The 24,063-nt window shown below is 36.7% G+C and carries 25 protein-coding genes; 11 read left to right on the forward strand and 14 right to left on the reverse strand.

The window, feature by feature from the left end; genetic code table 11:
- Positions 1-31: 31 nt before the first annotated feature.
- The gene (locus AMDU4_RS04150; protein WP_021786728.1) at positions 32-1,438 is read right to left on the reverse strand and encodes a chromosome partition protein smc; all 1,407 of its coding nucleotides are present in this window, start codon (positions 1,436-1,438) and stop codon (positions 32-34) included.
- Complete coding sequence (locus tag AMDU4_RS04155; protein ID WP_021786729.1) at positions 1,407-2,213, reverse strand: AAA family ATPase; 807 nt, start codon at positions 2,211-2,213, stop codon at positions 1,407-1,409. The genes AMDU4_RS04150 and AMDU4_RS04155 overlap by 32 nt, the downstream gene beginning before the upstream one ends.
- A gap of 237 nt (positions 2,214-2,450) precedes the next feature.
- On the opposite strand from AMDU4_RS04155, the gene AMDU4_RS04160 reads away from it, so the two are divergent.
- The 4 genes from AMDU4_RS04160 to AMDU4_RS04175 are packed head-to-tail and all read left to right on the forward strand — an operon-like array spanning position 2,451 to position 4,093.
- Entirely contained in the window at positions 2,451-2,579 is a 129-nt protein-coding gene (locus AMDU4_RS04160) for a hypothetical protein (RefSeq protein WP_290704153.1), read from the forward strand.
- A gap of 30 nt (positions 2,580-2,609) precedes the next feature.
- A complete protein-coding gene (locus tag AMDU4_RS04165) occupies positions 2,610-2,792 on the forward strand; it encodes a hypothetical protein (protein WP_021786730.1) in 183 nt (60 codons plus the stop codon).
- A gap of 32 nt (positions 2,793-2,824) precedes the next feature.
- Positions 2,825-3,814, forward strand: coding sequence for a tyrosine--tRNA ligase (locus AMDU4_RS04170; protein WP_021786731.1), 990 nt, complete (start codon positions 2,825-2,827; stop codon positions 3,812-3,814).
- Positions 3,815-4,093: a hypothetical protein gene (locus tag AMDU4_RS04175; protein ID WP_021786732.1), complete on the forward strand. Its 279-nt coding sequence runs from the start codon at positions 3,815-3,817 to the stop codon at positions 4,091-4,093.
- Here AMDU4_RS04175 and fen read toward each other — a convergent pair.
- Positions 4,090-5,109 (reverse strand): flap endonuclease-1, encoded by a 1,020-nt coding sequence (gene fen / locus AMDU4_RS04180; protein WP_021786733.1) that lies wholly within the window; start codon positions 5,107-5,109, stop codon positions 4,090-4,092. The two genes, AMDU4_RS04175 and fen, sit on opposite strands and share 4 nt — an antisense overlap.
- Positions 5,110-5,111: 2 nt before the next feature.
- On the reverse strand, positions 5,112-5,822 hold the full coding sequence (gene radB, locus AMDU4_RS04185) for a DNA repair and recombination protein RadB (protein WP_021786734.1): 711 nt from the start codon (positions 5,820-5,822) through the stop codon (positions 5,112-5,114).
- A gap of 105 nt (positions 5,823-5,927) precedes the next feature.
- Here radB and AMDU4_RS04190 point away from each other — a divergent pair, with 105 nt between their 5' ends.
- The 3 genes from AMDU4_RS04190 to AMDU4_RS04200 all read left to right on the forward strand — a co-directional run bounded on the left by AMDU4_RS04190 (position 5,928) and on the right by AMDU4_RS04200 (position 8,649).
- Positions 5,928-6,371, forward strand: a complete 444-nt coding sequence (locus AMDU4_RS04190; protein ID WP_290704156.1) for a hypothetical protein — start codon at positions 5,928-5,930, stop codon at positions 6,369-6,371.
- 96 nt (positions 6,372-6,467) lie between these two features.
- Positions 6,468-7,688 carry an MFS transporter gene (locus tag AMDU4_RS04195; protein WP_021786736.1) on the forward strand — a complete coding sequence of 407 codons (1,221 nt, stop codon included), beginning with the start codon at positions 6,468-6,470 and terminating at the stop codon, positions 7,686-7,688.
- Positions 7,689-7,731: 43 nt separating this feature from the next.
- On the forward strand, positions 7,732-8,649 hold the full coding sequence (locus tag AMDU4_RS04200; RefSeq protein ID WP_021786737.1) for a bifunctional phosphoglucose/phosphomannose isomerase: 918 nt from the start codon (positions 7,732-7,734) through the stop codon (positions 8,647-8,649).
- Here the strand turns inward: AMDU4_RS04200 and rqcH are convergent.
- The gene (rqcH, locus tag AMDU4_RS04205) at positions 8,641-10,488 is read right to left on the reverse strand and encodes a ribosome rescue protein RqcH (protein ID WP_021786738.1); all 1,848 of its coding nucleotides are present in this window, start codon (positions 10,486-10,488) and stop codon (positions 8,641-8,643) included. The genes AMDU4_RS04200 and rqcH overlap by 9 nt on opposite strands.
- A gap of 501 nt (positions 10,489-10,989) precedes the next feature.
- Between rqcH and AMDU4_RS04210 the strand changes: the two genes are divergently transcribed.
- Positions 10,990-11,604, forward strand: a complete 615-nt coding sequence (locus AMDU4_RS04210; protein WP_021786740.1) for an alpha/beta fold hydrolase — start codon at positions 10,990-10,992, stop codon at positions 11,602-11,604.
- A gap of 39 nt (positions 11,605-11,643) precedes the next feature.
- Here the strand turns inward: AMDU4_RS04210 and AMDU4_RS04215 are convergent, their stop codons facing one another.
- Positions 11,644-13,203, reverse strand: coding sequence for a site-2 protease family protein (locus AMDU4_RS04215; RefSeq protein ID WP_021786741.1), 1,560 nt, complete (start codon positions 13,201-13,203; stop codon positions 11,644-11,646).
- 50 nt (positions 13,204-13,253) lie between these two features.
- Positions 13,254-13,682 (reverse strand): MarR family winged helix-turn-helix transcriptional regulator, encoded by a 429-nt coding sequence (locus tag AMDU4_RS04220; protein WP_021786742.1) that lies wholly within the window; start codon positions 13,680-13,682, stop codon positions 13,254-13,256.
- A 223-nt stretch (positions 13,683-13,905) separates the two neighbouring features.
- Between AMDU4_RS04220 and AMDU4_RS04225 the strand changes: the two genes are divergently transcribed.
- The 3 genes from AMDU4_RS04225 to AMDU4_RS04235 all read left to right on the forward strand — a co-directional run bounded on the left by AMDU4_RS04225 (position 13,906) and on the right by AMDU4_RS04235 (position 16,747).
- A complete protein-coding gene (locus tag AMDU4_RS04225) occupies positions 13,906-15,654 on the forward strand; it encodes a 2-oxoacid:acceptor oxidoreductase subunit alpha (protein ID WP_021786743.1) in 1,749 nt (582 codons plus the stop codon).
- A 2-nt stretch (positions 15,655-15,656) separates the two neighbouring features.
- Positions 15,657-16,514 (forward strand): thiamine pyrophosphate-dependent enzyme, encoded by an 858-nt coding sequence (locus AMDU4_RS04230; protein WP_021786744.1) that lies wholly within the window; start codon positions 15,657-15,659, stop codon positions 16,512-16,514.
- Positions 16,515-16,600: 86 nt separating this feature from the next.
- The gene (locus tag AMDU4_RS04235; protein ID WP_021786745.1) at positions 16,601-16,747 is read left to right on the forward strand and encodes a hypothetical protein; all 147 of its coding nucleotides are present in this window, start codon (positions 16,601-16,603) and stop codon (positions 16,745-16,747) included.
- A gap of 45 nt (positions 16,748-16,792) precedes the next feature.
- Here the strand turns inward: AMDU4_RS04235 and AMDU4_RS04240 are convergent, their stop codons facing one another.
- The 7 genes from AMDU4_RS04240 to AMDU4_RS04270 are packed head-to-tail and all read right to left on the reverse strand — an operon-like array spanning position 16,793 to position 24,006.
- Entirely contained in the window at positions 16,793-17,035 is a 243-nt protein-coding gene (locus tag AMDU4_RS04240) for a hypothetical protein (RefSeq protein ID WP_290704158.1), read from the reverse strand.
- 20 nt (positions 17,036-17,055) lie between these two features.
- Positions 17,056-17,508 (reverse strand): adenylate kinase family protein, encoded by a 453-nt coding sequence (locus AMDU4_RS04245; protein WP_021786747.1) that lies wholly within the window; start codon positions 17,506-17,508, stop codon positions 17,056-17,058.
- A gap of 1 nt (position 17,509) precedes the next feature.
- Complete coding sequence (locus AMDU4_RS04250; protein WP_021786748.1) at positions 17,510-18,826, reverse strand: tRNA(Ile)(2)-agmatinylcytidine synthase; 1,317 nt, start codon at positions 18,824-18,826, stop codon at positions 17,510-17,512.
- Positions 18,826-19,602 (reverse strand): polyprenyl diphosphate synthase, encoded by a 777-nt coding sequence (gene uppS / locus AMDU4_RS04255; protein WP_021786749.1) that lies wholly within the window; start codon positions 19,600-19,602, stop codon positions 18,826-18,828. The genes AMDU4_RS04250 and uppS overlap by 1 nt, the downstream gene beginning before the upstream one ends.
- Positions 19,603-19,630: 28 nt before the next feature.
- On the reverse strand, positions 19,631-20,560 hold the full coding sequence (locus tag AMDU4_RS04260; RefSeq protein WP_021786750.1) for a class I SAM-dependent methyltransferase family protein: 930 nt from the start codon (positions 20,558-20,560) through the stop codon (positions 19,631-19,633).
- 5 nt (positions 20,561-20,565) lie between these two features.
- Positions 20,566-22,611 (reverse strand): ATP-dependent DNA helicase, encoded by a 2,046-nt coding sequence (locus tag AMDU4_RS04265; RefSeq protein ID WP_021786751.1) that lies wholly within the window; start codon positions 22,609-22,611, stop codon positions 20,566-20,568.
- Between the two features lie 33 nt (positions 22,612-22,644).
- Complete coding sequence (locus tag AMDU4_RS04270) at positions 22,645-24,006, reverse strand: ATP-binding protein (RefSeq protein ID WP_021786752.1); 1,362 nt, start codon at positions 24,004-24,006, stop codon at positions 22,645-22,647.
- Between the last annotated feature and the right edge of the window lie 57 nt (positions 24,007-24,063).

Here is a 24,063-nt window from a genome sequence, read left to right on the forward strand (position 1 = left end):
TATCCTGGTTTTTAAATCCTCTATTTTTTCTTCAGAAGCCCTTAATGGAATTTTCAGATTCCTTTAACTGTACCTCGTAATTATTTATGTTAGTTGTTGAAATATCTCTTTTTCTTGAAAGTTCTGCAAGTTTGGAAGAAATATCCGTATTCTCTCTCTGTTTAAAGCTTATTTCACTTTTTAGAATCTCATTATGTTCCTCAAGTTCTGATATTGCTTTTATCAGACGGTTTGCCAGTACTTCGTCATTTTTAACTGATCCGCCTGTCATAGCGCCTGAGGGGTCCAGTACATCGCCGGCCAGTGTAACGATTCTGACTCCAGTCATATGTTTCCTTGCCCTCTCAATTGTATCCATCAGTATGGTATCTCCAAAGGCATATTTAACAGCCTTTTCGAACATAGAGTCATAGTTTATCAAATTCCTGACAAAGTCAATAGCATCATGTGAACTGACCAGTTCAACTGCCTTTTGCCTGTCATTGGGCGTGATGATTTTATTCAATGGTATGAAAGTGAGCCGCCCTAATTTTTTTGATTTTAATGCCTGTATGCATTTCTGGGCTGTGAAATCGGTATCAACTACTACTGAATTCATTCTTCCTCCTGCGGCAACCATAATTGCATTTGCATACTCGTCCTTATACTCTATAAGCTTGTTCAGGGGGCCATAAATTCCCCTGTCATCCTCCATCATGGTATTTATTTCCCTGAGTGCAGGTGAAATATTGCTTCTGAAGTTCAGTCCCCGTAACTCCTTTTCCTTGTTCCTTATCTCTATGTCATTGTCATTCTTTATAGACACGAGGTCATTCAGCTTATTTCGTACTTCCAGAAATTTCTTATTTACTTCATTGATCTCGTCATTATATTGTTTTATGTTGTTCTTGAGATTATCAATTTTCCATTTCAAATCCTTGGCCTTTATAGTTTCATCTTTTATTTTTTCTTCATTCATTGTGGTTTCCTTGGCAAATCCAGACAATTCCAGCTCTATATTACTTATGTCACTGTCATTGATGATCTGGTTATTGATTTCCTGAACTTCACTGTCTATGGACGCCAGCCTTCCGTTTATCTCCCGCGCAGTTCTTGAATTTTCATAATTTTCCTGCCTGAATTTTTCAAGTTCATCATTAATTTTTTTGATTGTGTTTTCTGCGTTTCTCAGGTATGATTCGTAGTTCTTTTTCTCTTTTATTTTCTTTTCAAGCTGATCCTGATTGAAGCCATATGCATCCTTAGAGGTTTTTAATCTTGATTCTGAATTTATTTTTGCTTCCTTTGTTACAGATATCTTGGTTTCAAATTCAGAAATACTGATATTCAGTTCCTCTATAATTTTTCTAATTCTCTGGACCTCCTGCCCGCCCATAGCATCCAATTTGTCCTCTATTTCCTTAATCTTATCGGTTAGCCTCTTCTCTGTTCTGGTCAAGTTTTTTATTTTCTTCTTCCAGTTCCTCTATTTCCGACTTATTTTTTTCTATATTGTCTCTGTACATGGAAAGTTCCTGATTTATTCTGTCTCTGTCTTTGACCTTGAGGAACAGTTTAAGTTCATTTAACTCCCTGTTTATATTATTGTATTTGATTGCATTGTCCCTGTCGACCTCAAGTGTGTCCAGTACAGTTTTTATTTCCATGAGAACTGCATCCATGCTGTTAAGGTTTTCATTCAATCCATTTATATCATTCTGGGCACTTTCTATTCTTTCTTTATAGCTTTCTATTCCTGCAATAGATTCAAAAAGCTTTCTTCTTTCGGTTCCGCTCATTTTAACAAGGTTATTTATATCACCTTGCAGGACAAAGCTATAGGCATCAAGGTAAATATGGAAGGTATCAATCAATTTCAAAACGTCGTTTCTTGTTGCCCGTCTGTTATTTATATAATAATTGGATTTGTATTCTCCCCTGTTGTAAATGAGCTCCCTTTTTATGGAGTACGTATTATTATCATCAGATATGACGTTCAACGTCACATAACAGTGTTTTTTCGGTGGATCTGTCTTATGGATGAAATCCTCCAGTTTATCCACCCTGACAGTTTTGTTGGATCTTATGCCCAGGACAAATAGCATTCCATCTCCTATATTGCTTTTGCCGGCGCCATTAGGTCCTATGATGACCGTAAATCCGTTGTTTATTTTTATATATTGTTTATTTCCATATGATTTGAAATTTTCCATTTCAATAGAGTCTACGATCATTGTGTATGACAATATGCATACATATATTATTTTTTCGTTAAATAAATATGGTTCACTATTCTAAAATAGACCCATATAGAGTATATTGTGTCATACAGCTGTGCAGAATATTGCCACATCTAATCAGTTCAGCGTGAAATTCTTCTCTGGTATTGTGAATGCCTTTGTTCCCCCAGGTTTGCCCAGGGGATAAGAACTATTAGCACCCTTCCAGCCAGATGGAATCCTTTTCCATATATGGAAGAAAGAACTGCTACAAACTTCGGATCAGGAGCAGGGATGAATTGCCAGAGAAGTTCCACTGAAGAAAGGTTGTCTCATAATAACAGGAGAGGGGATGTTATCCCACAGAAAACACATCAATAATATTATGTACATTTGTTGTATTACATATTCATGTATAATAAAGACGATAACATAACAAAGAAACAGCTTTCTTTTGTCAATGACCTGATAAAACGGGAAGATTCAAACCAAAAAGTCGTTGATGATTATGTGAAATCATTAAAAAAGGGTTCTCTCGAAGAATTGACCAAGAAGGAAGCCTCATCTCTGCTTGATAAACTACTTAAAAAATAAAAATTAATAAAATACTATGCTATTAAGGCCAGATGGAAAATGTTGAAATTTTAAAAAACAATACATCTGAAGTAGTAACGCTTGAGGAATCAAAAGATTTATTTTCAGGAAACAGGGAAGCCTATATAGGATTTGAACCTTCAGGACTTCCACATATAGCCATATTAATCTATGTAAACAAGATAAATGAGCTGGTAAAACTTGGCTTCAGGGTAAAGGTCCTGCTGGCAGACTGGCATGCAAGGGTCAATGATAAACTTGGTGGTGACATCAATCTAATTAGAGAAAGTGGTGAAAGACTTAGAAAAAGTATGCTATACGCAGGCCTCAACCAGGATGTTCAATTCATATGGGCCACAGATCTTGTAGCAAATCCGGATTACTGGGAGTTACTTCTTCAAATTGCAAAAAATTCTTCACTGTTGAGGATAAGGAGAGCACTGCCTATAATGGGGAGAACAGAGGAAGATGCGGATAAGGATTTCAGCAAATACATATATCCGCTAATGCAGGTAACAGACGTATTTTATCTTAATTCTGATCTGGCACTGGGAGGCACTGACCAGAGGCATGCATACATGCTTGCAAGAGATATTGCAGAAAAAATGGGAAGAAAAAAACCAGTTCTGCTAGAAATGCCACTGATTTCATCACTTAAAGGAAAGGGTAGAATGGACGACTTTAAGAAAATGTCCAAGAGCGATCCCGAATCGGCACTTTTCCTCACTGATACAGATAATGATATCAGGAGAAAAATCAAAAATGCATTCTGTCCCATGGGAATTGTTGAAAACAATCCTGTAATAGATATAATGAAATACCTCATATTTCCATATTATGCCAGAGAAATAGAAATAAAGAGATCAGAATCGCATGGTGGGCCATACACAATACATTCGTTCAGGGAACTTGAATCAAAATATCTTAATTCGGAAGTGCATCCAATGGATTTAAAAAAGGCCCTTACTGAAATCTTGATAAATGTTATATTGCCCATAAGCAATAAACTTAACAGTGATTAAATGCCATGGATACCAATAAGAAGTGTTGATAAGCATGTTCATAGCATGCTGATGAAGATGGACGACAACCATATACTGACAATAAAAAGTTTCAAGAAGGATCGTATAGTCACTGTGAAAAAATCTGGCGGGGAGTTCAATATTATTGAGGAGGGTTTTAGAAACCAGAACTTCACAATAGATGAAAAATCTCTAAAGAAAACTATGAAAGATATAATAGACCTGGAATATCCACGGTCCCATAAGGTTATGGTGTCTGAACAGGAGATTCACAATTAGAAATATTTGTCAAGGTTCGACTGGTTCGCACCTGAATAATTTTTTGCAATCTGGTCAAGAATTGCGTTTATTCTGTTTTCAGAAAAACTATGTTCCTTACAGAGGTATTCAATTATTCCATTCCTGTCTGGAGCAGGAAATTTAAGGTCACCTACTTCTGCAGCTGGTGGATTCGTGAAAAAATTTCTAATTTCATCCAGATTTTCTATTGTTTTTCCCTTCTCCTTTAACACGGTCTCTATATTTCCATATTTCTTTATAAGTGAAAGCCCTGTTTTAGCTCCTATCCCTCTTATGCCGGGATTAAAATCTGTTCCCACGAGAATTCCTATATCAATAAGCTGGCTCTGTGTAATTCCATTACGTTCAAGATTTTCATTCAAATCTATAATTTCCGGAGTAATGTTTATAAATTTGCCCGTGCCAGATATCCGCCTCCTTCCGTACATGGTAAAATTCCTTAGAACTCTTTTTGCACCAAATAAGAGGCAGTCATAATCCTGTGATATTACAGAATCGACTTTTCCTATTCGACTCATATAGGAAGCCTGGGCTTCCCCTTCACTGGGTGCCTGCACCCATGGTATGCCCATAAGGTCAAGAAGCTTCTTGGACTCTAAAACTATGCCTTCAGTAATGTAATTAATTCTTGATGACAGGCTTTTTATCCTTTCGGTATCCTTTGCCTCTATTGCAATATTTAATTCTGCAATATTTTTATCTTTTATTGCTTTTCTTTCCTTTAATGTCTCATTCTTAAGCCTGTATGGCTTTCCATCAAAGGAATACACGGGTTTTATATTGTTCTGCAACAGTGTTGCTGTCCTGTAAAAGATTCCAGATAAGTGCGAGGTAATGTTTCCTGATGCATCCTTAAGCGGCTCTCCATCCTCTCCCCGTATGCTGCTCAGGAACTGGTATATTATATTAAATGCATCAACAGACACAGTAATTCCACTGTTGTCTTTTATACTTGTTGGATGTTTTACCAGTATTCCTGAGATATCTACCCCCATTTTTAAACCTCACATTCTATCCCGGCATCAACTATTCTGAAATTCGCATATGTCCCTTCAGAAATTGACCTGTGTTTTTCTACTGTTATTCTGCGTTTTCCACCGGGAAATTTTTCTACCCTGTATATGGCTTTCATTGCATGGTCTATGAAAAATCCGCCAAAGGGTTCTAACTGGCTATTATTCACATCCTCATATATCTGGTTTGTTATTACTACTGGAATTTTATATTTAAGAGCTATGCCAGAGAGTATGTTAAGCTGCTTTTCATACCCCTCCATCCTGGCCGATGGATCCTTTCCTGTCTCCATCCTAAAGAAATTTGTAAATGAATCAACAATCATAATCCCAAAACTATTTTTGGACTCTGTTTTTTCTCCTATTAACTTATCAGATTTTATTAATGCTAAATACTGGTCATCAAGTGATTTTACCCTGTAAATGTTCATGTGATTTATGGATTCCATATCATTATTTGCAATGCTCCTGAATCTTTCAATGGAAAATCCCTCACTGTCCACATAGATAACCGAATGGTTGTTTTTTAATACGGAAAATGAATATATCATGGCTAAATTTGACTTGCCTGCCCCTCCTTCACCGTAAAATTCAGTAATTATTCCTGGTTCTATACCCCCCTGCATTAAAGTGTCAATACATGGGTATCCTGAAATGGTTTTGCATTCGTTTTCATTGAGTTTAATTTTTTCCATTCATTACCATATTGCATATTGTAATAAAATATTTCTAAACTTCCTATTAATACTATGGAATGTCCCCATACTAAATTATATATAATAAATGTAGATACATACCGGATGGCAAATGTATACCTGGCTATAGGGGTTATATTTTTTATAATGTCCATGCTTTCTTTCGGTCTGGGCATATTTTCTCTCGGGATAATTCTTTTGATTGTTTTCATCGTACTGATGTTTCTTTATTATAGAACGTCAGCCGGGCATGTTAATAAAAAAGTTTCAAGTATTACCTATGACGGAATTATCCAGGCAGGAATTTTAAAAATAGAAAAAGGAACATTTTATATCGATAAGGATAAATTTATTTCTGTAATGAATAAGATAAACGATCTTGTTTCATCCCAGGGAACAATGCCTGAATTCGGGCTTGATGCCATTTATATAGATCTCAACAGGCAGGACCGGGCTGAAAAATTAGTTGAACTTATTAAGGAGAGGGGTGTCAATGCATCCGCCGTGCAGGAAAGGTCAAGCTGGAAAGTCAAAATTGATTTTAACTGATAAAATGGTATCTGGCTTTTGCCTTATAAGAGGGTGGCAACATATAGCAAATTTCTTAAATGTATGCCAATTATAGTCAGGGAAACTTTAACTTAAATGCCTAAATTAAGGGATATGAAGGACTATGTCCATGCAGCTTTTGCGTCAACAGGTTCATGGATAGGCAATATTTACGATCTTACTCTCGTAACATATATTTATGCGGAATTGGAAAAATCATACCATGTAGGTTTAGGTGTAGTATCCCTTCTATTTGCCCTGGGATTAATAGGACGATTTTTCGGTGGCCTGTATCTGGGAAACCTGACCGACAAAGTAGGGGCCAGGCGCGTAATGGCCATGAGCACTGCCGGATATGCTATTTTTGCAAGTGTTATGGCCTTTTCTCCAGATGTAATTATACTTTTGTCCGCCAGATTTATACAGGGCATATTCATGGGTGGTGAATGGACTTCAGGTACACTGCTGGGATACGAATTTTCACCTGCTAACATAAGGAGCACAATATTTGGTTTCATTCAGAGCGGATATGGCATTGGATATGCACTTACCGGGGTAGCATACATCCTATTTTTACCAACAATAGCTGTTACATGGCGATACTTCCTTATTACAGGTACCATTCCACTCATTATAGTTCCATATACAATGCTGAAAATTCCACGTGATAAAAAAGAGATTCAAAAACCAAAGGAAAAAATAAATCTCTGGGACTATAAAGTTCCAATGATTAAATCTATGATAATGATGTCTGGATTCTTCTCTGCATATTTTGCCGTTCTCTCCTTTTATCCCACAATAGCCCCATCATTCGGGCTGTCAAGGTCGCTAGTTGGGATAATAATGATAATTTCAAGCCTTACAATAGCTATCTGGTTCATAATATTCGGAAGATTAGCCTCGATTTTCCGGAAAAAACACCTGATTATGGGAGGATCTATTATTGCCATGGTATTTGCATGGCTTACCATGCCATATTTTGACCAGATCAGATTCCTTGCATTGCCAGGAATGCTGGTGTTTACCTTCGGTATCGGTTCAATGCCATTAGTACCATTGCTTTTAATGAACAGAATAAATCCAGCAGTTAGAGGGGTTATATCCGGGATATCATATAATTTTGGGGCATTATTCGGTGGACTCATGTCCGTTCTGTTAGGTATAATCGGTGGAATAGTGGGCACTAGCCGGTTTATATTAATTATCGATATAACAACCCTTGTATGCCTGCTATCAGTTTTTATAACCAGCGTCACAATAAAAAAGATAAAAGAATCCACATCGTATCTCTCTGGCCTTTCTGGCAATTCAGAATGAAAGAAAACAGAAAAAATAATATGCTATTTTTATCTAATGTTTTATGAATTTTTTGGACGAATTAAAAAATTTGAAGGAACAAATAAAATCAAAGGATAAATTTGATGTGAACTTCAACTTCGATAATATTGTAATATCAGGTATGGGTGGATCTGGAATTGTTGGAAGTATATTCCAGGAATATTATACTTCTAAGCCCGTTATATCTATAGGTGATTACGGGATACCCGCATTCGTAAATGAAAAAACACTGTTTATCGCTGTTAGTTATTCAGGAAACACCGAAGAAACTATCAGCAATGTGGAGGATGCAAAGAAGAAGGGCGCCCATATTAGAGCTATCACATCAGGCGGCAAGCTTGCTACAATTGTTGATGATGCTATAATTATACCATCAGGACTCCAGCCAAGATCAGCACTGGGATACATGCTTATGCCTTTCTATAATACATTTGCACCACTCAGTGATGAAGTAATAAATAAAACATACGATATCTTGTGCGACATGGACAAAAATCACGCAGAAATGAAATCTGAGGCGTTTAAAATATATGAAAACAGCTCCATTCCTATAATATACGGTTCCAAGCCATTCAAGTCTGTTGCATACAGATGGAAAACCCAGTTTAACGAAAATGCAAAAACCTTTGCGTTTTACAGCTACTTTCCTGAACTTAACCATAATGACACAATGCCACTTAAATCGGCATACAGGAGAAATGAGTATATGTTTTATGCATTCGAATCAGACAATACAAGGATTAACCATAGAATAAGCATAACGCAGGAGGTTACTGGAGAGCGATTCACAGTGATACAATCACCGTCAAATGATTATTTCACCAAACTGTTCTACCTTATCCATTATGCGGACTACGTAACATATGAACTGGCCCTGGTAAGAAATGTTGATCCAACAGATGTCTCAACAATAGAGGAATTAAAACAGAAATTAGCTTAATTCCTTTATTTCCTTTGAATTTTCCACAATTATAGAACCTCCTGGAGGTAAAATTGATTCTATTTCTGATTTTTCAATACCAAGTATTTTTGCTACTTTTTCTGCAGCTACCGACCTTTTTTCATTGCCAGGTTTTATTATTACCCATTTTTTTGAGTCTGTAGCAGTTTCCGCAGGAGATATCATTGGTATGGTATTGCCCTTATAATCAATGAGCGATATTTTCAATTCCAGCGCAAGATTAAGAACATAGTTTCTTTTCCCTCTTACAATCCATGACCCCTTTGACACAAATTCGCCGGATTCTGGAGTTTTGCTGACCTGTGATGGATATACCCAGTATGCTGTTCCAGAACCGATGCCTGCTGGCCATGCACGTGAAAGTGAAACGGCAAATTCACAGGCTTCTCTTATTGTATCTTCTGTTATATCTATTCCCTCATTTTTTATTACTGTGCTTGGAGCTCCATAAATATCGGCATGGACATATATGTCATTTTCTGACATGTGTTTTTTGACAAGCTTTTCATTTGTTTTAGCATCTCTCCCTGCCATGACCATATTTCCTGCAGAAGATGTAAACCAGTGGTAGGATTCAAACCAGTGTTTCACACGCTTCTTCTTGCCAGCTTTCTGTTTCTCCTTAACTATGAGCTTTTTTGTTTCCTCAATTGCTTTTTCAGCACCCTCGATCTTACTCTTATATTCCTTTGCTGTATTGAACACATGATTTATGTTATTACCTGCAGAATCCCTGTAATTCAGGACAATTTTTGTTTCGTTATAGTTTACTGCAAATGTGTTTTTTGCAGGGTTTATATCACTTATCTCCAGTTCCATGAAAACAAAATTATTCAAATTGCTTTTCCTTACATTATTGTAAACTATGTTAATCAATTTCTGGAGCTGTTGAAAATTCATTTTAAGATAATTCCCAAATTCATTGTATACCAGCATTAGTTTATTAAATTCTTCTATTGACCTTCTCTGCGACTCTATTCTTCTTTCAACACTGGATTTGTTCTTATCGGTTTCTGGATAATGCTTAAGATAAAAGTCAATTCCCACATTAAAATCCTCAAATTTCTCATCAGGGTCTTTTCCTAAGGCAGTCAATAGAACTGGTGACAGGAGTTCGTCAGATTCGTAATAAAACGCTTTATTTTTTTCGGATTCCCGAACTATTTCCATTATATTATCATATAATGCACCGTAATATTCTCTGATTTCCCCAGGCATTTTATCTTTATCCATATTTGTTCTGTGCAATGCCTCTTCAGCTATTTCTCCTCCCAGGTTTGCACGGGTGGCAAGTGTCTTTACAATTGATGCCTTACTGGCGTCAAGAATGCCTGAAAATGTTTCAAGGTCGCTTATAGGATTTATAACTGCAGGGGGTATATATTCCTCGCCTATTAGTATCTTTCTCGTTTTGTATACATGCTGGTCCATTGCAAATACAATCTTGCTATTGTCTGTAAGAATAAGGTTTCCTCCACCAAATAATTCCAGTATTATCTCCTGGCCAGTATGCAGTGTTATCTTTACAACCCTGTCAAAGTTGATCTGTTCTATACCTACTATCCGCTTCTCTGACAACTGCTTCCTGAACAGCATTGACAGCTGGGTTGCCTCTTCTGGTTTTTCAGCATCATAAAATGCTATGCCTTTGTTTAAAGATATGAAAAAATCCCTTTTTTTAACATCGGACCGGTAAAGTTGAAGCACAAATTCTTTCTGGTTTACCTGGTATACTTTTTTGATAAACGAGTTTAATATGGTGTCACCGTAGATTGAAACGAAAGCGTGAAAATCCAGCGACGATTCTTTAAGTTTCATGGATTTATCTAATGATTGCTCTTATTTTAACTTAACTGAAAATAAAATGTCTTCTGTAATGGTGAAGATGAAAATTTTTATTTGCCTGGGCAAAAATCATCATAGGGAACAGTATAATAAAATCATATAGAAAGGTGTAAACTATGGACGATTGGATGAATTAAGAATATACGCCAGAGCTAAGATACAGATTGCCCATTGTTATATAAAATCTGAAAGCAATACCATATGGACTTAAGAATGCTTATGATCCAAAAAATTAAAGTAGATTACATGCCACAATACAGATAAGCTGCCTCCTGCCAATGCACAGATGCTGCATGTTTCACTGACAGAACTTACACTTGCATAGGGACTTGTATTACATCCTTCGAGTGCAGAGATATTATCTCCATCAGGCTTAAATTCCATGTACTCCACAGGTAGCGAGCACCATTTCAGTCGTTTATTTTCTATTTATAAAATCCGAATGTTTTTAGAACTATTGTTAAATTATGGGTTATGGAAGTAAAGGAAAATAAAATATGCATAGGTGGAAAATCAATTTATTATCTTTCATATGAACGGGGGAACATGCGTAATTTCATTCTTCTTCACGATTCAAGGCAGACTTCAGCATCATGGGCTGGTATAGATGCATTGCGGAAAATCGGCCAGTGGGGTTTCAATGTCTATGCACCCGACTATCCCGGATTTGGCAAGTCAGAATCAAATGACAGTTATAATTTTGGATCATCCCCCTCAAAGGGTGCGTCCTTTATCGGGGATTTTGCCGAAAAGCTGTATCTTTCATCAATAAACATTGTAGGACCCTCGATCTCTGCCGGTACGGCTTTAAAAAGTATTATTGACTATCCAGAATTAATAAATTCAGTAATAATAATTGGAGGACTTGGTGTTGATCGCATTCTCAATGAAATGAACCGTATAGACAGGCCCGTGCTAATTCTCTGGGGAGGGAAAGACAACGTTGTACCAGTGGATCACGGAATAAAGTATCATGATCTTATACCCTCTTCGACTTTTGTTAAAATAGATGGTGCCGGGCATTGCATTCAGCTGGAAAAACCTGATATATTTTTTAATAACGTTAAAAAATTTATAAAGAATTTCTGATAAATTCAAAGTTGGGCTTATTATGCCACATATTGAATATTATATTACCCTTGGCGCTATTATAATGTACATCAAAAGCATGAATACGAATATGCCTATTGCATAGTATATCTTCTTAACATTGTTCTCGTCCCTCAGGAATTTTAATCTCTCCTTCCTGGATGCTATGTTCAAAGTATCCTTAAAGAACTGCCCGCCATCCAGTATGGATAATGGCAGTGCATTCATAATTCCCAGAAGGAAATCTATCCAGAATATCCAGTAAAGGGTGTTGGCTATTCCAAAGAATATATATGAATTGAAAGGTGTTGAAAACATGTGGGCGAGAGACCCTGGTATTGGTGAAAGACCAAGAAGGGGGAGCCCAAGAGTTTCATAAAACCCGGGTCCTGTTATCTGGCCTCCAAAAACTAAGCTATGCATACTGTCAATGGATGCATATCCAATGCCTGAGTAACCTATCTGGACGCCTATAAAACTTTCATTCTTATAACTGGCCCTGTTTGCCGTAGGATCGTGCTTTGCATAATAGCCATATGTTGAAACGGTGTGCATAGAATAGGTCTTGAAAGTTTCTCCCCCCTTGAATGTTATTACAGTCATATTTATCTGTGTTCCAGGTTTAATATTATCAAGAACATTTCCGAGGGTATTTATGTTGTATATTACATGGCTTCCTGCAGCATCGCTAATGTTGTATATTATAGAATTGGCAGGGACATGTGCGTTTTCAGCCGGACACCCTGAAATTAGATCCATTATGGCAACTCCCGTGGGAACACTTTGAATACTTTCTGTTTTGCCATTAAACAATGTAACGTTTGCCATGCCCGGAGTAATCATGGATGTTGTTCCCAGGTTATTAAGCTGTTTACCGGTTAAGTTGCCGTATGACGTGATTTCCACGCCCTTTGGTATTGCATGCCCACTGTACAGTGTGGTGGAATTCTCAACATATATTCCATTATGCAATGGAGCCGAAACCGGCATCATAACAAAGACAAGTAAGGCTATGCAAATGGCAGCTATTATGAGATTAATTCCCGGACCTGCTGCAACAATCCTCCTTCTTACTACAGGATCCGCTGCCATGATTTCCTTTTCATCTGGCTCCACAAAAGCTCCGATGGGTATAATAAAAAACAGGCCACCTACGCTGTTTACTTTTATACCCTGCTTTCTGGCCACAATTCCGTGGAACATCTCATGAATCACAACAGCAAAAACGAGGCTTGCAGTTCCATATCCCAGTGGTATGAATGGGTTAATTAAAGGCAGGGCAAGGTATTCATTCAACGGCGGTGCGGCACTTGTGGGAATATGTATTATTGTCAGCAAAATAGCTTCATATAAAAGCATTCCAAATGCCAGCAGACCACCAAAAATCACCAGTATAGTTGAAATTTTTCCTATGAATTTTGCCGGAAGACGTTTTGCAATAGAATCAAGAATTCCCACATTTTTTGTAGATTTAATCATCAAGGCCGGACCAAGTGTGGAAAAATGTTTTGTTTTGTTAATTTCCGGTGCCAGCGATATAATTATTATTGTCCAGGAAAGTACGATAAGTATTATCAGAAATATTTCATTATAACTCATGGATAAACTCATAGTTAAACATTAATAATAATCTTTTTCATGCCCTGTTTTCATGATTCAACATTTGTCTCTATCTTTTTAAGGAAATTCAATATATTATATTTTTCTTCGTCGGTAAAATTTCTTAATGTATAATCAATAAATTTCAGATGCAGCGTTTCAATTTTCTTAAAGAACGATTTCCCCTTTGGTGTGATATTTATATTGATTACTCTGCGGTCGGTTTCGCTCCTTTCACGCCTTACATATGATGATTCCTCCAGTTTATCTATAACTCCAGTAATCCACCCCTGAGTTACCATATTTATATTTGCTAATTCAATCATGGGAAGGGTGCCCCTTTCTGTTAAATTTTTCAGTATTCTGTATTCAACTGTGGATACACCCATTGAAATAAGATTTTTTTCTGAAGCCCTGTACCAGGTTTTCCAGGTTCTAAGGAATTCTTTCCAGACATCGTAACCGCTGATTTTGTTCATTTATATCATTAGTTTAATAATATAAAGGTATTTTATGATTTCTATAAGCTAAATAATTAGTTATTAAATCATTTATTGTTAAATGTTTCTCTTTCATGAATCCGAATGTTCAATGTGTTTTATCATTTTGCATTTTCAAAAATTTACTATTTTTCGACAAAAGACTAATTTTAATTTCCGTTTTCATAAAAAAATTTATACGGCACTTCTAAATAGCAGGGACATGGATGAAATAATTGTAAGAATAGGAGGAGCAGCCGGAGATGGAGTGCAGTCCGCCGGTTTAACTTTGGAAAAAACATTTTCAAGAAGCGGCTTATACATTAGCACTTATAATTACTATCAGAGCCTTATAAGAGGAGGAGAAGGCTGGTATCAGATAAGGGCTTCAGATGAAAAAGTTAAGAATCAGGGAAGCGGCTTAGATGTTCTTGTTGCACTGAATGCTGATGCACTGGAAAGGCATACAAACAGAAATATAAATGAGGGGGGAGCATCTCCCCTTACTGGAATAGCGATATATGACCCGGGAACCATAAAAAATTTTAAGAAATATGAAGAGGTAAAATATTGCCCTGTCCCATTGAGGGATATCGCAATGAAATATGATGCCAATCCATTATTGAAAAACACTGTGGCACTTGGAGCTGTTATTGCATCTCTCGGACTTGATTTCAACGAATTTTCCGCCATTATAGAAAAAGTATTCAACAAAAAGGGAAAACTTGTGGAGTCCAATATAAACGCAGCAAAGGAAGGGTATGAATACTATCTTCAGAATTATGAGGTGTACAGAAAACTCAAGACATTTGACAGGAAATTATATACAATAGGGGGTGGAGATGCGGCTGCACTGGGTGCCATAAATGCAGGCATGCAGATGTATTTTGCATATCCAATGACCCCTGCATCATCTTTTCTGCAGTTCATAGCCACACATGGCAAAAAATACCATGTTTTCCTGAAGCTGACTGAGGATGAAATAAGTGCAATAAACGCAGCAATAGGTGCCAATTATGCTGGAGTAAGGGCCGCAACAGGCTCTTCCGGAGGAGGTTTTGCACTGATGACTGAGGGAGTTGGTCTTTCTGCAATGACCGAAGTACCACTGGTCATATACGAAGCTCAGAGACCTGGCCCATCAACAGGGCTTCCAACAAAAACAGAACAGGGAGACCTTAATCAGATTTTAGGAGCAGGACAGGGAGATATGCCCAGGATAGTCCTGGCTCCAGGAACCGTTAAGGAGGCATTTGATCTCACAAAGGAGGCGTTCAATCTTGCAGAAAGATTCCAGCTTCCTGTGTTCGTTGTTACTGATTTGTATCTGGCTGAACATGATGAAACTGTTGATTTCGACCTTTCATACAAGATTGACAGAGGACTTCTGGCTAAGGACAATGAACCGGATTACAAGAGATATGAATTCACGGAAAACGGAGTCTCCAAGAGAGCATTTCCCGGCCAGCCCGGTTTAATGCACAATGAAGATTCAGATGAACACAATGAATATGGTGCAGTAGTAAGCGACGCCATAACTGACCCAACACAGAGAAAGCTATCCATGGAAAAGAGGATGAAAAAGCTTAATGCATATATAAAAGAATTGCCGCCTACGCCAACATACAGGATGGAGGATGCGGAATATGTAATTATCCAGTGGGGATCAACCAGAGGTGCCGTAGAAGAAGCCATTGACTGCATGAGGAAGAATGGCACGAAAATCGGTGCAATAGAAATAAATCATGTATTCCCGATGAATCATGACATAGGAAAGTTGCTGGCCGGGAAGAAGAAAATAATAGTAGTTGAAAACAACTATTCAGGGCAGTTGAATGGACTTATAAGAAAGGAATTCCTTGTTGAAACCCAGTTCCTTGGAAAATATGACGGTGAGGCATTTTTCCCTGTGGATTTGGCTTTGGCAGTGGAAGAAATGATATTTGGAAAGAAAATTAGAGTGGAGGAATAAAAATGATACCTGTAACTGAATATAAAGGGAAAGTAGTTCCTGACTGGTGCCCGGGCTGCGGGAATTTCTCGCAGTTGAGGGCAATTACAATGGCCTTGTCTGAACTTGACATAAAACCCGAAAATACTGTGATTTCATCAGGAATAGGATGTTCCAGTAATATGCCTGAATACATCAACACATATGGATTTCATGGGCTGCACGGAAGATCGCTTCCAGTTGCTGAGGGCATAAAATGGGCAAACAAAAAATTGACTGTTATAGCCTATGGTGGAGATGGTGACGGTTTCTTTGAGGGAACACAGCATTTCTATCATGCAGCCAAAAGAAACGTGGATATGACCTATATGGTATCTGATAACCAGGTCTTCGGACTGACAACTGGGCAGGCTTCGCCCACAACACCAATAGGAAGAATCACCAAAAGCACACCGGATGGGAATATTGAACCGCCTTTCAATCCTCTGCATTATGCTTTGACAGCGGGCGCAACATTTGTGGCAAGGGGACTCTCTGGCGATATAAAACAGCTGACGGAAATATTAAAAGCAGCCATACAGCATAAGGGTTTTTCATTCATTGATGTGTTTAGTCCATGTGTTACATATAACAAGATAGAAGGTTATGATTTCTTCAGGAAAAACACATATGAACTGAAAGACAACAATAGAAAGGATTTCTTTGAAGCATTTAAACATGCATCTGAATGGGGAGATGAACCACATTCCATACCCATAGGCATATTGTATGATGTTGATGCGCCTGTTTATGAAGATGCAGATGAAACACTATCAGCATACAACCTAAAAGATACAGCACCCTATAAATTAACAGAATCTGACCTGGAAGAATTTTATTAAAATCTGTTTTTTTCGTTATTTTATTAATTTTAAAATCTAAAGTTAATTTTAATCAATATTTTTATACAATGTTAATATCATAAATAATGGGGCTTGGAAAAAGAGATTTAAATAGAAAGAAAAAAAGCATTGAAATGAAGATTGAGGAACTTGAGCAGAAAGCAAGAAAAAATCCTATGGATAAATCCATTCAGACTGAAATAAACGACTTAAAGAAAAAACTTGATAAATAATATCTCCTGTAGATAATGTGGTTAGGAAAATTAAGAATTTTAAAACTAGTAGGGTGGCATTGGCTTAAGAACCGTACCCTCGTCATTCATGAGTGTTTTGTATTTTTTTGGATTTATTTCCACATATCTCACTTCCTTTTGTTCTTTTTTCTTGAGAACCCTTTCGATTGAATCCTGATTTTCGTTCGAATTCTTGCACACTTCAGTGATTTCTTCAGCGGTTAGTTCCCTGTCCGTATCATCCATATAACGGATCCTAATTTCTTTTATTTCATTACATCTGTACATACTTGTTAAAAGAAAATACATTAATTAACTTTCTTATGAAGCAGTAATACTATATTTAGAACATCCTTGAAGACCTCATCTATGCCTCTTGAATCTTCTTTTATAATGAAGATATGATTTCTGGGGAGTCTATCAACCGCCTCATAATAAACTATTCCGGATCGCTGGGCATCGATATTTTCATCTATCTTGGACTGTATATATCCCCTTGATACCATTCTCTCCCTTAATCTGTTTTCATCATCCTCCAGAATAATGACATACTGGCAATCCAGCAAATGTGAATAATGTGATTCTATCACGTCACAGTTTATATGCTGACTTATCAGGGTGTCAACATCCACGGTATCCCCTTTAATTGCCCCGTATTCACCGGCAATTTTGTTTAATTCAGTGCATTTGATTCCATATTCATTGAGCATTTTGCAAATTGTTGTTTTTCCTGTTCCAGGAATTCCTGTTATGCATATCATTTTATGAGACTCCGCTGATTTGTGGCTGACCTGAAAAATATGAAGCAAGTTTCAGAGGCATGGAAACATGACGCCTAGCTATAACAGGCACCTCGTAGAACTTTTCCTCTATATCTCTGTCTATCTCAAAAAATGCAGGATTTTTATATCTTTTTTTGCATACTGGGCAGCGGTAATCCATCTGCCCCTTAGACTTCGTTTTTACATGGCACTCCGGGCATATTGGCGGGTCCTTTCTGTAAAGTTTCGCCTTTTTGATAACTGCGATTTTTTCCAGTTTTATTGTTCCATTCATATATGACCCAAATGCATTTACAATATCTCCTGGTATAAGTGAATTTATAACATTCCTGAATTCTTTTGTGGGTTCAAATGCGGCCAGTTCCATTTCCATATTTTTATATTTAATGGCAACAAAGCTGTGACCACCCTTTATGGTATATGGATTTCCTGAAATTATCCCAGTTATGGAGTATGACCCCATGTTGGAGAGATAATCCGGTTCAGATATTATGTGGTCATCAGTACCCTGGTTTGTTCTGTATATAACATATCCCTGATCATCGATTTTATGATCCATTTGTATTCTATCGTAAATAGACACAAGGTCAGATTTAACCACCCCTCTGATTCCGAATATAACAGGGGTTTTTGGTTTGGGGAATATGGCAGGATACCTATTTTTAATATCTATATTATTGAACGTTGACCGATAATTCTCTGGAACGAGGGATATTTCCATTTTCTCCCCATGGCTAATGTTTCCATAGTGAGGATATTTATAATCAAGCAATTCATATGAGTATTTTTCTCCTGGCCATGCAAGAGAGGCAGATGACCCTATAATTCCACGCCCAGTTCCGATCTTCCTGTACAGTGCCCTGCCAGTCAGGTAATCTTCTATGAAATCAATTCCTATATCTTCCTGAAGGGCCTTTTCATAAAGAGCTTTATGGAACCTATTTTCCGAGATTACTATTCCTGGATTGGTTTTATCATTATCCCTTACATAGAAATCCTCGACAATTGATGAAATAAAATCCATAAGCTCATTTTTTTCAGGTTCCTCAAGGATGTGTTCATAGGAATAGGCATATTTTCCATTTACCTTTCCAATTATGGATTTCTTTCCTGTCCCTTTTCCCAGATTAATGTTCAGTGCACCATTTCCACGTGTTTTATACCCTATATTAGGGTTAAGCCGTACAAGTTCAGGGTCTCCTATAACATCATACTTTGACTTTGAAATTATCTCATAGATTAGATAAGTGGTACACATCCTGTCCTGGCTGTCTGTATCATCTATGGCCACATACATTACTTACCATACCTCCTTTTCCTTGATTGATAAGAATATATCGCCCTTAAAAAGTCAATTTTTTTAAGATCCGGCCAGTTCACATCTGAGAAATACAGTTCTGAGTATGCCGATTGCCATAACAGGAAATTTGAAATTCTTTCTTCACCGCTTGTCCTTAAAATGAGGTCGGGATCGGTAAGAGTGTTATCGTAAAGGTAATTCCGGAACAGCTTTTCATTTATATCATCAATTTTAATATTTCCAGCAACAACATCTGATGCTATATTTCTCACTGCATTGATTATTTCCTGCCTTCCGCCGTACCCTATTGCAAGGTTGAACTTGAATTTGCTGAATCTGGCCGTGGATTTTTCCACATCATTAATGGTCTGGATAAGGTACTGTGGAAGTCCTTTGAAATCTCCTATTATCCTGACCTTTATTTCATTTTTGTATATCCTGTCATCCGTTAACAGGCCCCGCAGGGAATCATTGATTAAATTAAAAAGAAACCTTACTTCCTCAGTATCCCTTTTGAAATTTTCTGTTGAAAAGCCGTATACTGTAACTATTTTGATTCCAACCTCCATAGCCCAGTCAAGGACCTCTTCTAATTTATCTTTTCCCCTCACATGCCCCTCATTTGTAGATAACCCGACCTCTCTTGCATATCGCCTATTACCATCTGTTATAATTCCAAGATGAAGGGGCACATTATTTTTTTTGATTTCCTCCATTAAAGCCTGCTCGTAAACCCCTGAGGCTATATCTCCTATCTTATGGGCAATACTCATCCGTTTATAATCATTATAAAGTATTTATTTATATTTTTTTTACTTCAATAGAATACATGTTCTGATATTTTGAAAATCCGTGGACTATCCTTTTGTATACTATTTCTAATCCCATATCTCTGAAAGATTCCATTCTGCTTTCGAGCGTTGTAAGATCAGATATCTCATAATAATTTATGAGTCCGCCTGTTTTCAGGGATTTATATGCCATTCCTATAAATTCCCATGCATCATGGGGCAAATTCATTATAACCCGGTCAACATTGTGGTATGATTGTATCAACTGCCCAGAATCCCCCACAATGGGTATTATTGAGCCTTTTAATCTGTTAAGTTTTAGATTTTCTTTGAGTAATGCAATGGCATCCGGATTTTTATCCATTGCCATTATTCTGCATTCCCGGTTTTTCCCTATGAGCAATGAAAATGGACCTGTGCCTGCAAACATATCTACTATGGTTTCACCGTCTGAAACTTCTTTTGCTATTCTGAGCCTCTCACTTGCCAGCCTGGGAGAAAAATAGGCCTTTGAAATATCGACACGGAGCCTGATGCCATTTTCCTGGTATAGTGTGCTGTATACTGGAACCCCATAAATTAGGACCAATTGTCTTGTTCTGAATTCTCCAGATATGCCCTTATCAAGATATACAGTCTTTATATTCTTTCTTGTTTTCAGGAAATCCGATAAATATTTCGCTTCTTCCAGTGATTTTCCCTTTATTATGGCAATGCTTCCTATAATATCGTATGAGAAAGAAACCTTTTCCGGTTCTATTCTTGCAGACGGAACACCGTCCATGTTAACAGTATCAAAATTCAAAATATTTTCTTTTACTGGTATGTATATATATTCATTGTCTTTGATTATTTTGTATTCCCTGTTGATCAAACCGGAATTCTTCAGTGTATCTATTGTTTCCTGCCCCTTCCTCTTTTCCACCCTGACATGCAACATGGTTTTTACCTGTAATATCTTTTGTTTAATTTACCAGCATTTTCAATTATGTCCCTCGCCAGCTTTGTCGAAAATCCAAATATCCGTGCAATATCTTCTACTCTGGCACCGGCTATTGCTTCTACAGATGTAAAGCCATTGTTGTATAGCCTGCGGCCACGGACACGCCCTATCTGAGGTATTTCTATTATTCTTATTATATCCTCCTTTATTCCCTCCTTTACCCGGATATTAAGATGCAATAGGCTATTCTCCTTTAGTTTGTCAAACATACCTGCCAGTCTGTAAAGTGAATATGATATCCAATCAGCGGATGATGCCTTTGCCTGAATATCGCCCGGACCTATGCCGAAATTGTCTGCTATAGTATTTATGGGAACTTCACTGATCCATTCATTCAATATTATTGCAGTCTTGGCAGCTTTCATGGATTCCTCACTGAAATCATTTATATTATGCCTGTCCAGAAATTCCTCCATGTATTCATAATCACTGGCACGGTAATTAAAAGTTATCATATCAGGTGTTTTGGAAATATAATAGAGGTAAAGCTCCTCTGAAAATTCAAGGTCCAGGCATTTCCTCAGAATAAGGGATGTAACCGGATCTATATAAAGATCGGATGTAAGCCTGCCAAATTTTGTGGCATTGTAAACCCCGTTTTCCTCTGTTATAAAGTCGTTGTCTGTTAAAAAATATATGGCGCTTTCAAATGAAAGGCCATAATCATCTATATCATTCTGGACAGCCAAAAGTGTTTTTCCGTAAAAGTCTTCTATGCCCTTCAGGTCCCTGGCAATGCCGGAAGATATTAATGCCAGTATATTGAATCTAATAAGACTGTTTGAGTCCATTCTTGATATAACAGGTTCTAATTCCCCGGTGAGATATCCCTCTGCTACATGGAACATCCCTGCCGATGCAGCATAAATATATCCAAATCCTTTTTTGTCGTATTTGGGTCTACCGGCTCTGCCTATCATCTGCTGTATCTCAATTCCGGAGATTGGTTTGCTATAGCCATCTGAAAACCTTGTTATATCCCGAATAATAACAGTTCTTGCAGGGAGGTTCACACCTGCGGCAAGTGTTGGAGTAGCCGCAAGAATATGTATATATCCTTCTCTGAAAAGTTTTTCTATTTCTGTGCGCTGGTCATTTGAAAGACCGGCATGGTGGAACATTACGCCATGGGAAATCATATTTGCCTGCGCTTCATTGAATAAATCTGGAGGGATTTCCAGAGTTTCGAGATCATTTTGAAAGTCAAAAAAGTTAACCATGCTCTGGGCATATTTTTCTGCATTTCTCCTGGAATTCCTGAATATTAGTGCCTGCCCACCAGATTCTAAACTTTCTTTTATTAGTGATACTTCATCATCCCTGCCTAAGTGTTTTTTCTCACCGTTTACTATAAGATTGTTCTTAAATACTATTCCCGTTTCCAGTGGAACTGCGCGAAAATTTGAGATAACTGTATCGGCATTCATCCATTCTGCCAGTTCGTGAATATTTGAAACCGTTGCGGAAAGACCTAAAAGTAATATTTCAGGGTTCAGGTACAACATGGATGATATTACAGTTTCAAGCCGTGGCCCTCTTGATGGGTCAGATATCATGTGTATTTCATCAATTATTACCAACCCAAAATAGTTCAGTATGTCAGGGTCACGGTGAAGCATTGAATCAGCCCTTTCTGATGTGGCTATTATAACATCATAATTTTTGACAAAGGATGGTGGCACATCATAGTCTCCTATTGACATTGTTACTTTTAATCCTAAATCCCTGAGGGATAAAAGCTCGGTAAATTTTTCCATTGCCAGTGATCTTAATGGAACTATATACATAGACTTTCTTCCCTTTAAATATGTATCATAAATTGAAATATATCCTATTAGTGTTTTACCAGATGCAGTAGGAACAGAAACTATGACGTTTTTGTTATCCCTAAGCTTTAAAACTGCCTCCTTCTGATGATCATATAGTGTAAAATCATTATTGTTAGTGACTTTCAGGAAATCAGGCGGAGTAATCTCACTCAACTTCATAGGAGATTATTATAATATGTTTTAAATATGTATCTACGCAATGACCAGATTCTTTAAAGCATTAAAATCAATGTTAATTGCACCATCACTTTTTGTTTTAAATGATTTTGCTATTATTATATAATATTCTTTATTTCTATTATAATCAACCTTTAAGGATTTATATTTTAAATCATTAAAAATTCTGGTGCCATCAATATTATCCTTAAATTTGCATTCAATAAACGCCATTTCTTTTGTCTCATCATTTGCTGCAATGGCGTCTATTTCTACTTCTTTATGCCAGAATCTGTTTACATACAATGGTTTAAATGGCAATTCTATTATATTATTCCTTATCATATCAATAATTATCCTCTCAAACGCATGGCCATAATATGTATTGATATCTCTACTTATAATTTCCATAACATCATTCACCCTGTTTATTTCCAGGTCAGACAAATTAGGATATACAAAATTATAATAAAAATTCAAAAAATAGTCATTTATTTCATAAATGCCACGACGTTTCTGATTTAAGGGAAGTATATAGTTAATAAGTTTAACTGAAACCAGGGTTTCCAGATATTTTGATATATTTCCCCTGTCCATATGCGTTCCGTTGACAATCTCACCATATGTATTATGTCCCAGTGAAATGTGCCTCAGAATCATTTCATATATTCTTGGCTCCTTAAATTCCTCTTTTAATAATATTTTGGGCTCCTCATATAATATTTCCCCTTTTTTTAATATTTTGTGTTTGATATTTTCTTCAATACTTTTGTTTTTATCTATTAAAGAAAGATAAAATGGAATATTCCCAAATACGGCATTTATTTTTATTAGATCATCTATATTTGAATTATAAAAATATTTTATATTGTTTATATTAAATCCATTGATTTCTAAGCTTCCGGTTCTTCTTCCGTATAATGGAGATTTATAGCTTAATAATTCATCCTCCATCATACTTATGCTTGAACCTGATAATATTATGTATAGCCTTGTAGTATCCATTAATTCATCAAATATTTTCTGCATTATAGATATAATACCATGGTTCAGCGCTATTAAATTAGGAAATTCATCCAGAACAATTATTATTTTATCTGATTCTATTTCCCTTATGAAATACTTAAAAACTTCATAAAAATTTGATTTTAAGTCATTAAAATAACCTTTTCCTGTAATGATGGAAAATTGATTTTTTAGGGAATCTATGTTGTCTTCCATACTATCCAGTGTGCATAAATGGTAAATATATTTTTTATTCTCAATGAACTGTTTAATCAACATGGTTTTTCCAATTCTCCGGCGCCCATAAATAATTATTAACTCCCTTTTATTCTCATTATATTTATCATTAAGGAATTCTAATTCATATTTTCTGTTTATAAATTGTTGTAACATAATTATTATAATTTTATTACAACAAAATATATAAGAATTATGGATGACATATAAATA

Source organism: Ferroplasma sp. Type II (genome assembly GCF_000496155.1).

Excerpts from the sequence above, each read along its gene's own strand:
- AMDU4_RS04245 (WP_021786747.1), bottom strand. The coding sequence starts at position 17,508 with ATGATATGCATAACAGGAATTCCTGGAACAGGAAAAACAACAATTTGC.
- rqcH (WP_021786738.1), bottom strand. The coding sequence starts at position 10,488 with ATGAAACTTAAAGAATCGTCGCTGGATTTTCACGCTTTCGTTTCAATC.
- AMDU4_RS04195 (WP_021786736.1), top strand. The coding sequence starts at position 6,468 with ATGCCTAAATTAAGGGATATGAAGGACTATGTCCATGCAGCTTTTGCG.
- AMDU4_RS04260 (WP_021786750.1), bottom strand. The coding sequence starts at position 20,560 with ATGTTGCATGTCAGGGTGGAAAAGAGGAAGGGGCAGGAAACAATAGAT.
- AMDU4_RS04265 (WP_021786751.1), bottom strand. The coding sequence starts at position 22,611 with ATGAAGTTGAGTGAGATTACTCCGCCTGATTTCCTGAAAGTCACTAAC.
- AMDU4_RS04235 (WP_021786745.1), top strand. The coding sequence starts at position 16,601 with ATGGGGCTTGGAAAAAGAGATTTAAATAGAAAGAAAAAAAGCATTGAA.
- AMDU4_RS04165 (WP_021786730.1), top strand. The coding sequence starts at position 2,610 with ATGTATAATAAAGACGATAACATAACAAAGAAACAGCTTTCTTTTGTC.
- AMDU4_RS04215 (WP_021786741.1), bottom strand. The coding sequence starts at position 13,203 with ATGAGTTATAATGAAATATTTCTGATAATACTTATCGTACTTTCCTGG.
- AMDU4_RS04270 (WP_021786752.1), bottom strand. The coding sequence starts at position 24,006 with ATGTTACAACAATTTATAAACAGAAAATATGAATTAGAATTCCTTAAT.
- AMDU4_RS04225 (WP_021786743.1), top strand. The coding sequence starts at position 13,906 with ATGGATGAAATAATTGTAAGAATAGGAGGAGCAGCCGGAGATGGAGTG.
- AMDU4_RS04240 (WP_290704158.1), bottom strand. The coding sequence starts at position 17,035 with ATGTACAGATGTAATGAAATAAAAGAAATTAGGATCCGTTATATGGAT.
- AMDU4_RS04160 (WP_290704153.1), top strand. The coding sequence starts at position 2,451 with ATGGAAGAAAGAACTGCTACAAACTTCGGATCAGGAGCAGGGATGAAT.
- AMDU4_RS04170 (WP_021786731.1), top strand. The coding sequence starts at position 2,825 with ATGGAAAATGTTGAAATTTTAAAAAACAATACATCTGAAGTAGTAACG.
- AMDU4_RS04155 (WP_021786729.1), bottom strand. The coding sequence starts at position 2,213 with ATGATCGTAGACTCTATTGAAATGGAAAATTTCAAATCATATGGAAAT.
- fen (WP_021786733.1), bottom strand. The coding sequence starts at position 5,109 with ATGGGGGTAGATATCTCAGGAATACTGGTAAAACATCCAACAAGTATA.
- AMDU4_RS04210 (WP_021786740.1), top strand. The coding sequence starts at position 10,990 with ATGGAAGTAAAGGAAAATAAAATATGCATAGGTGGAAAATCAATTTAT.
- AMDU4_RS04200 (WP_021786737.1), top strand. The coding sequence starts at position 7,732 with ATGAATTTTTTGGACGAATTAAAAAATTTGAAGGAACAAATAAAATCA.
- AMDU4_RS04175 (WP_021786732.1), top strand. The coding sequence starts at position 3,815 with ATGCCATGGATACCAATAAGAAGTGTTGATAAGCATGTTCATAGCATG.
- uppS (WP_021786749.1), bottom strand. The coding sequence starts at position 19,602 with ATGAGTATTGCCCATAAGATAGGAGATATAGCCTCAGGGGTTTACGAG.
- AMDU4_RS04220 (WP_021786742.1), bottom strand. The coding sequence starts at position 13,682 with ATGAACAAAATCAGCGGTTACGATGTCTGGAAAGAATTCCTTAGAACC.
- radB (WP_021786734.1), bottom strand. The coding sequence starts at position 5,822 with ATGGAAAAAATTAAACTCAATGAAAACGAATGCAAAACCATTTCAGGA.
- AMDU4_RS04190 (WP_290704156.1), top strand. The coding sequence starts at position 5,928 with ATGGCAAATGTATACCTGGCTATAGGGGTTATATTTTTTATAATGTCC.
- AMDU4_RS04230 (WP_021786744.1), top strand. The coding sequence starts at position 15,657 with ATGATACCTGTAACTGAATATAAAGGGAAAGTAGTTCCTGACTGGTGC.
- AMDU4_RS04250 (WP_021786748.1), bottom strand. The coding sequence starts at position 18,826 with ATGTATGTGGCCATAGATGATACAGACAGCCAGGACAGGATGTGTACC.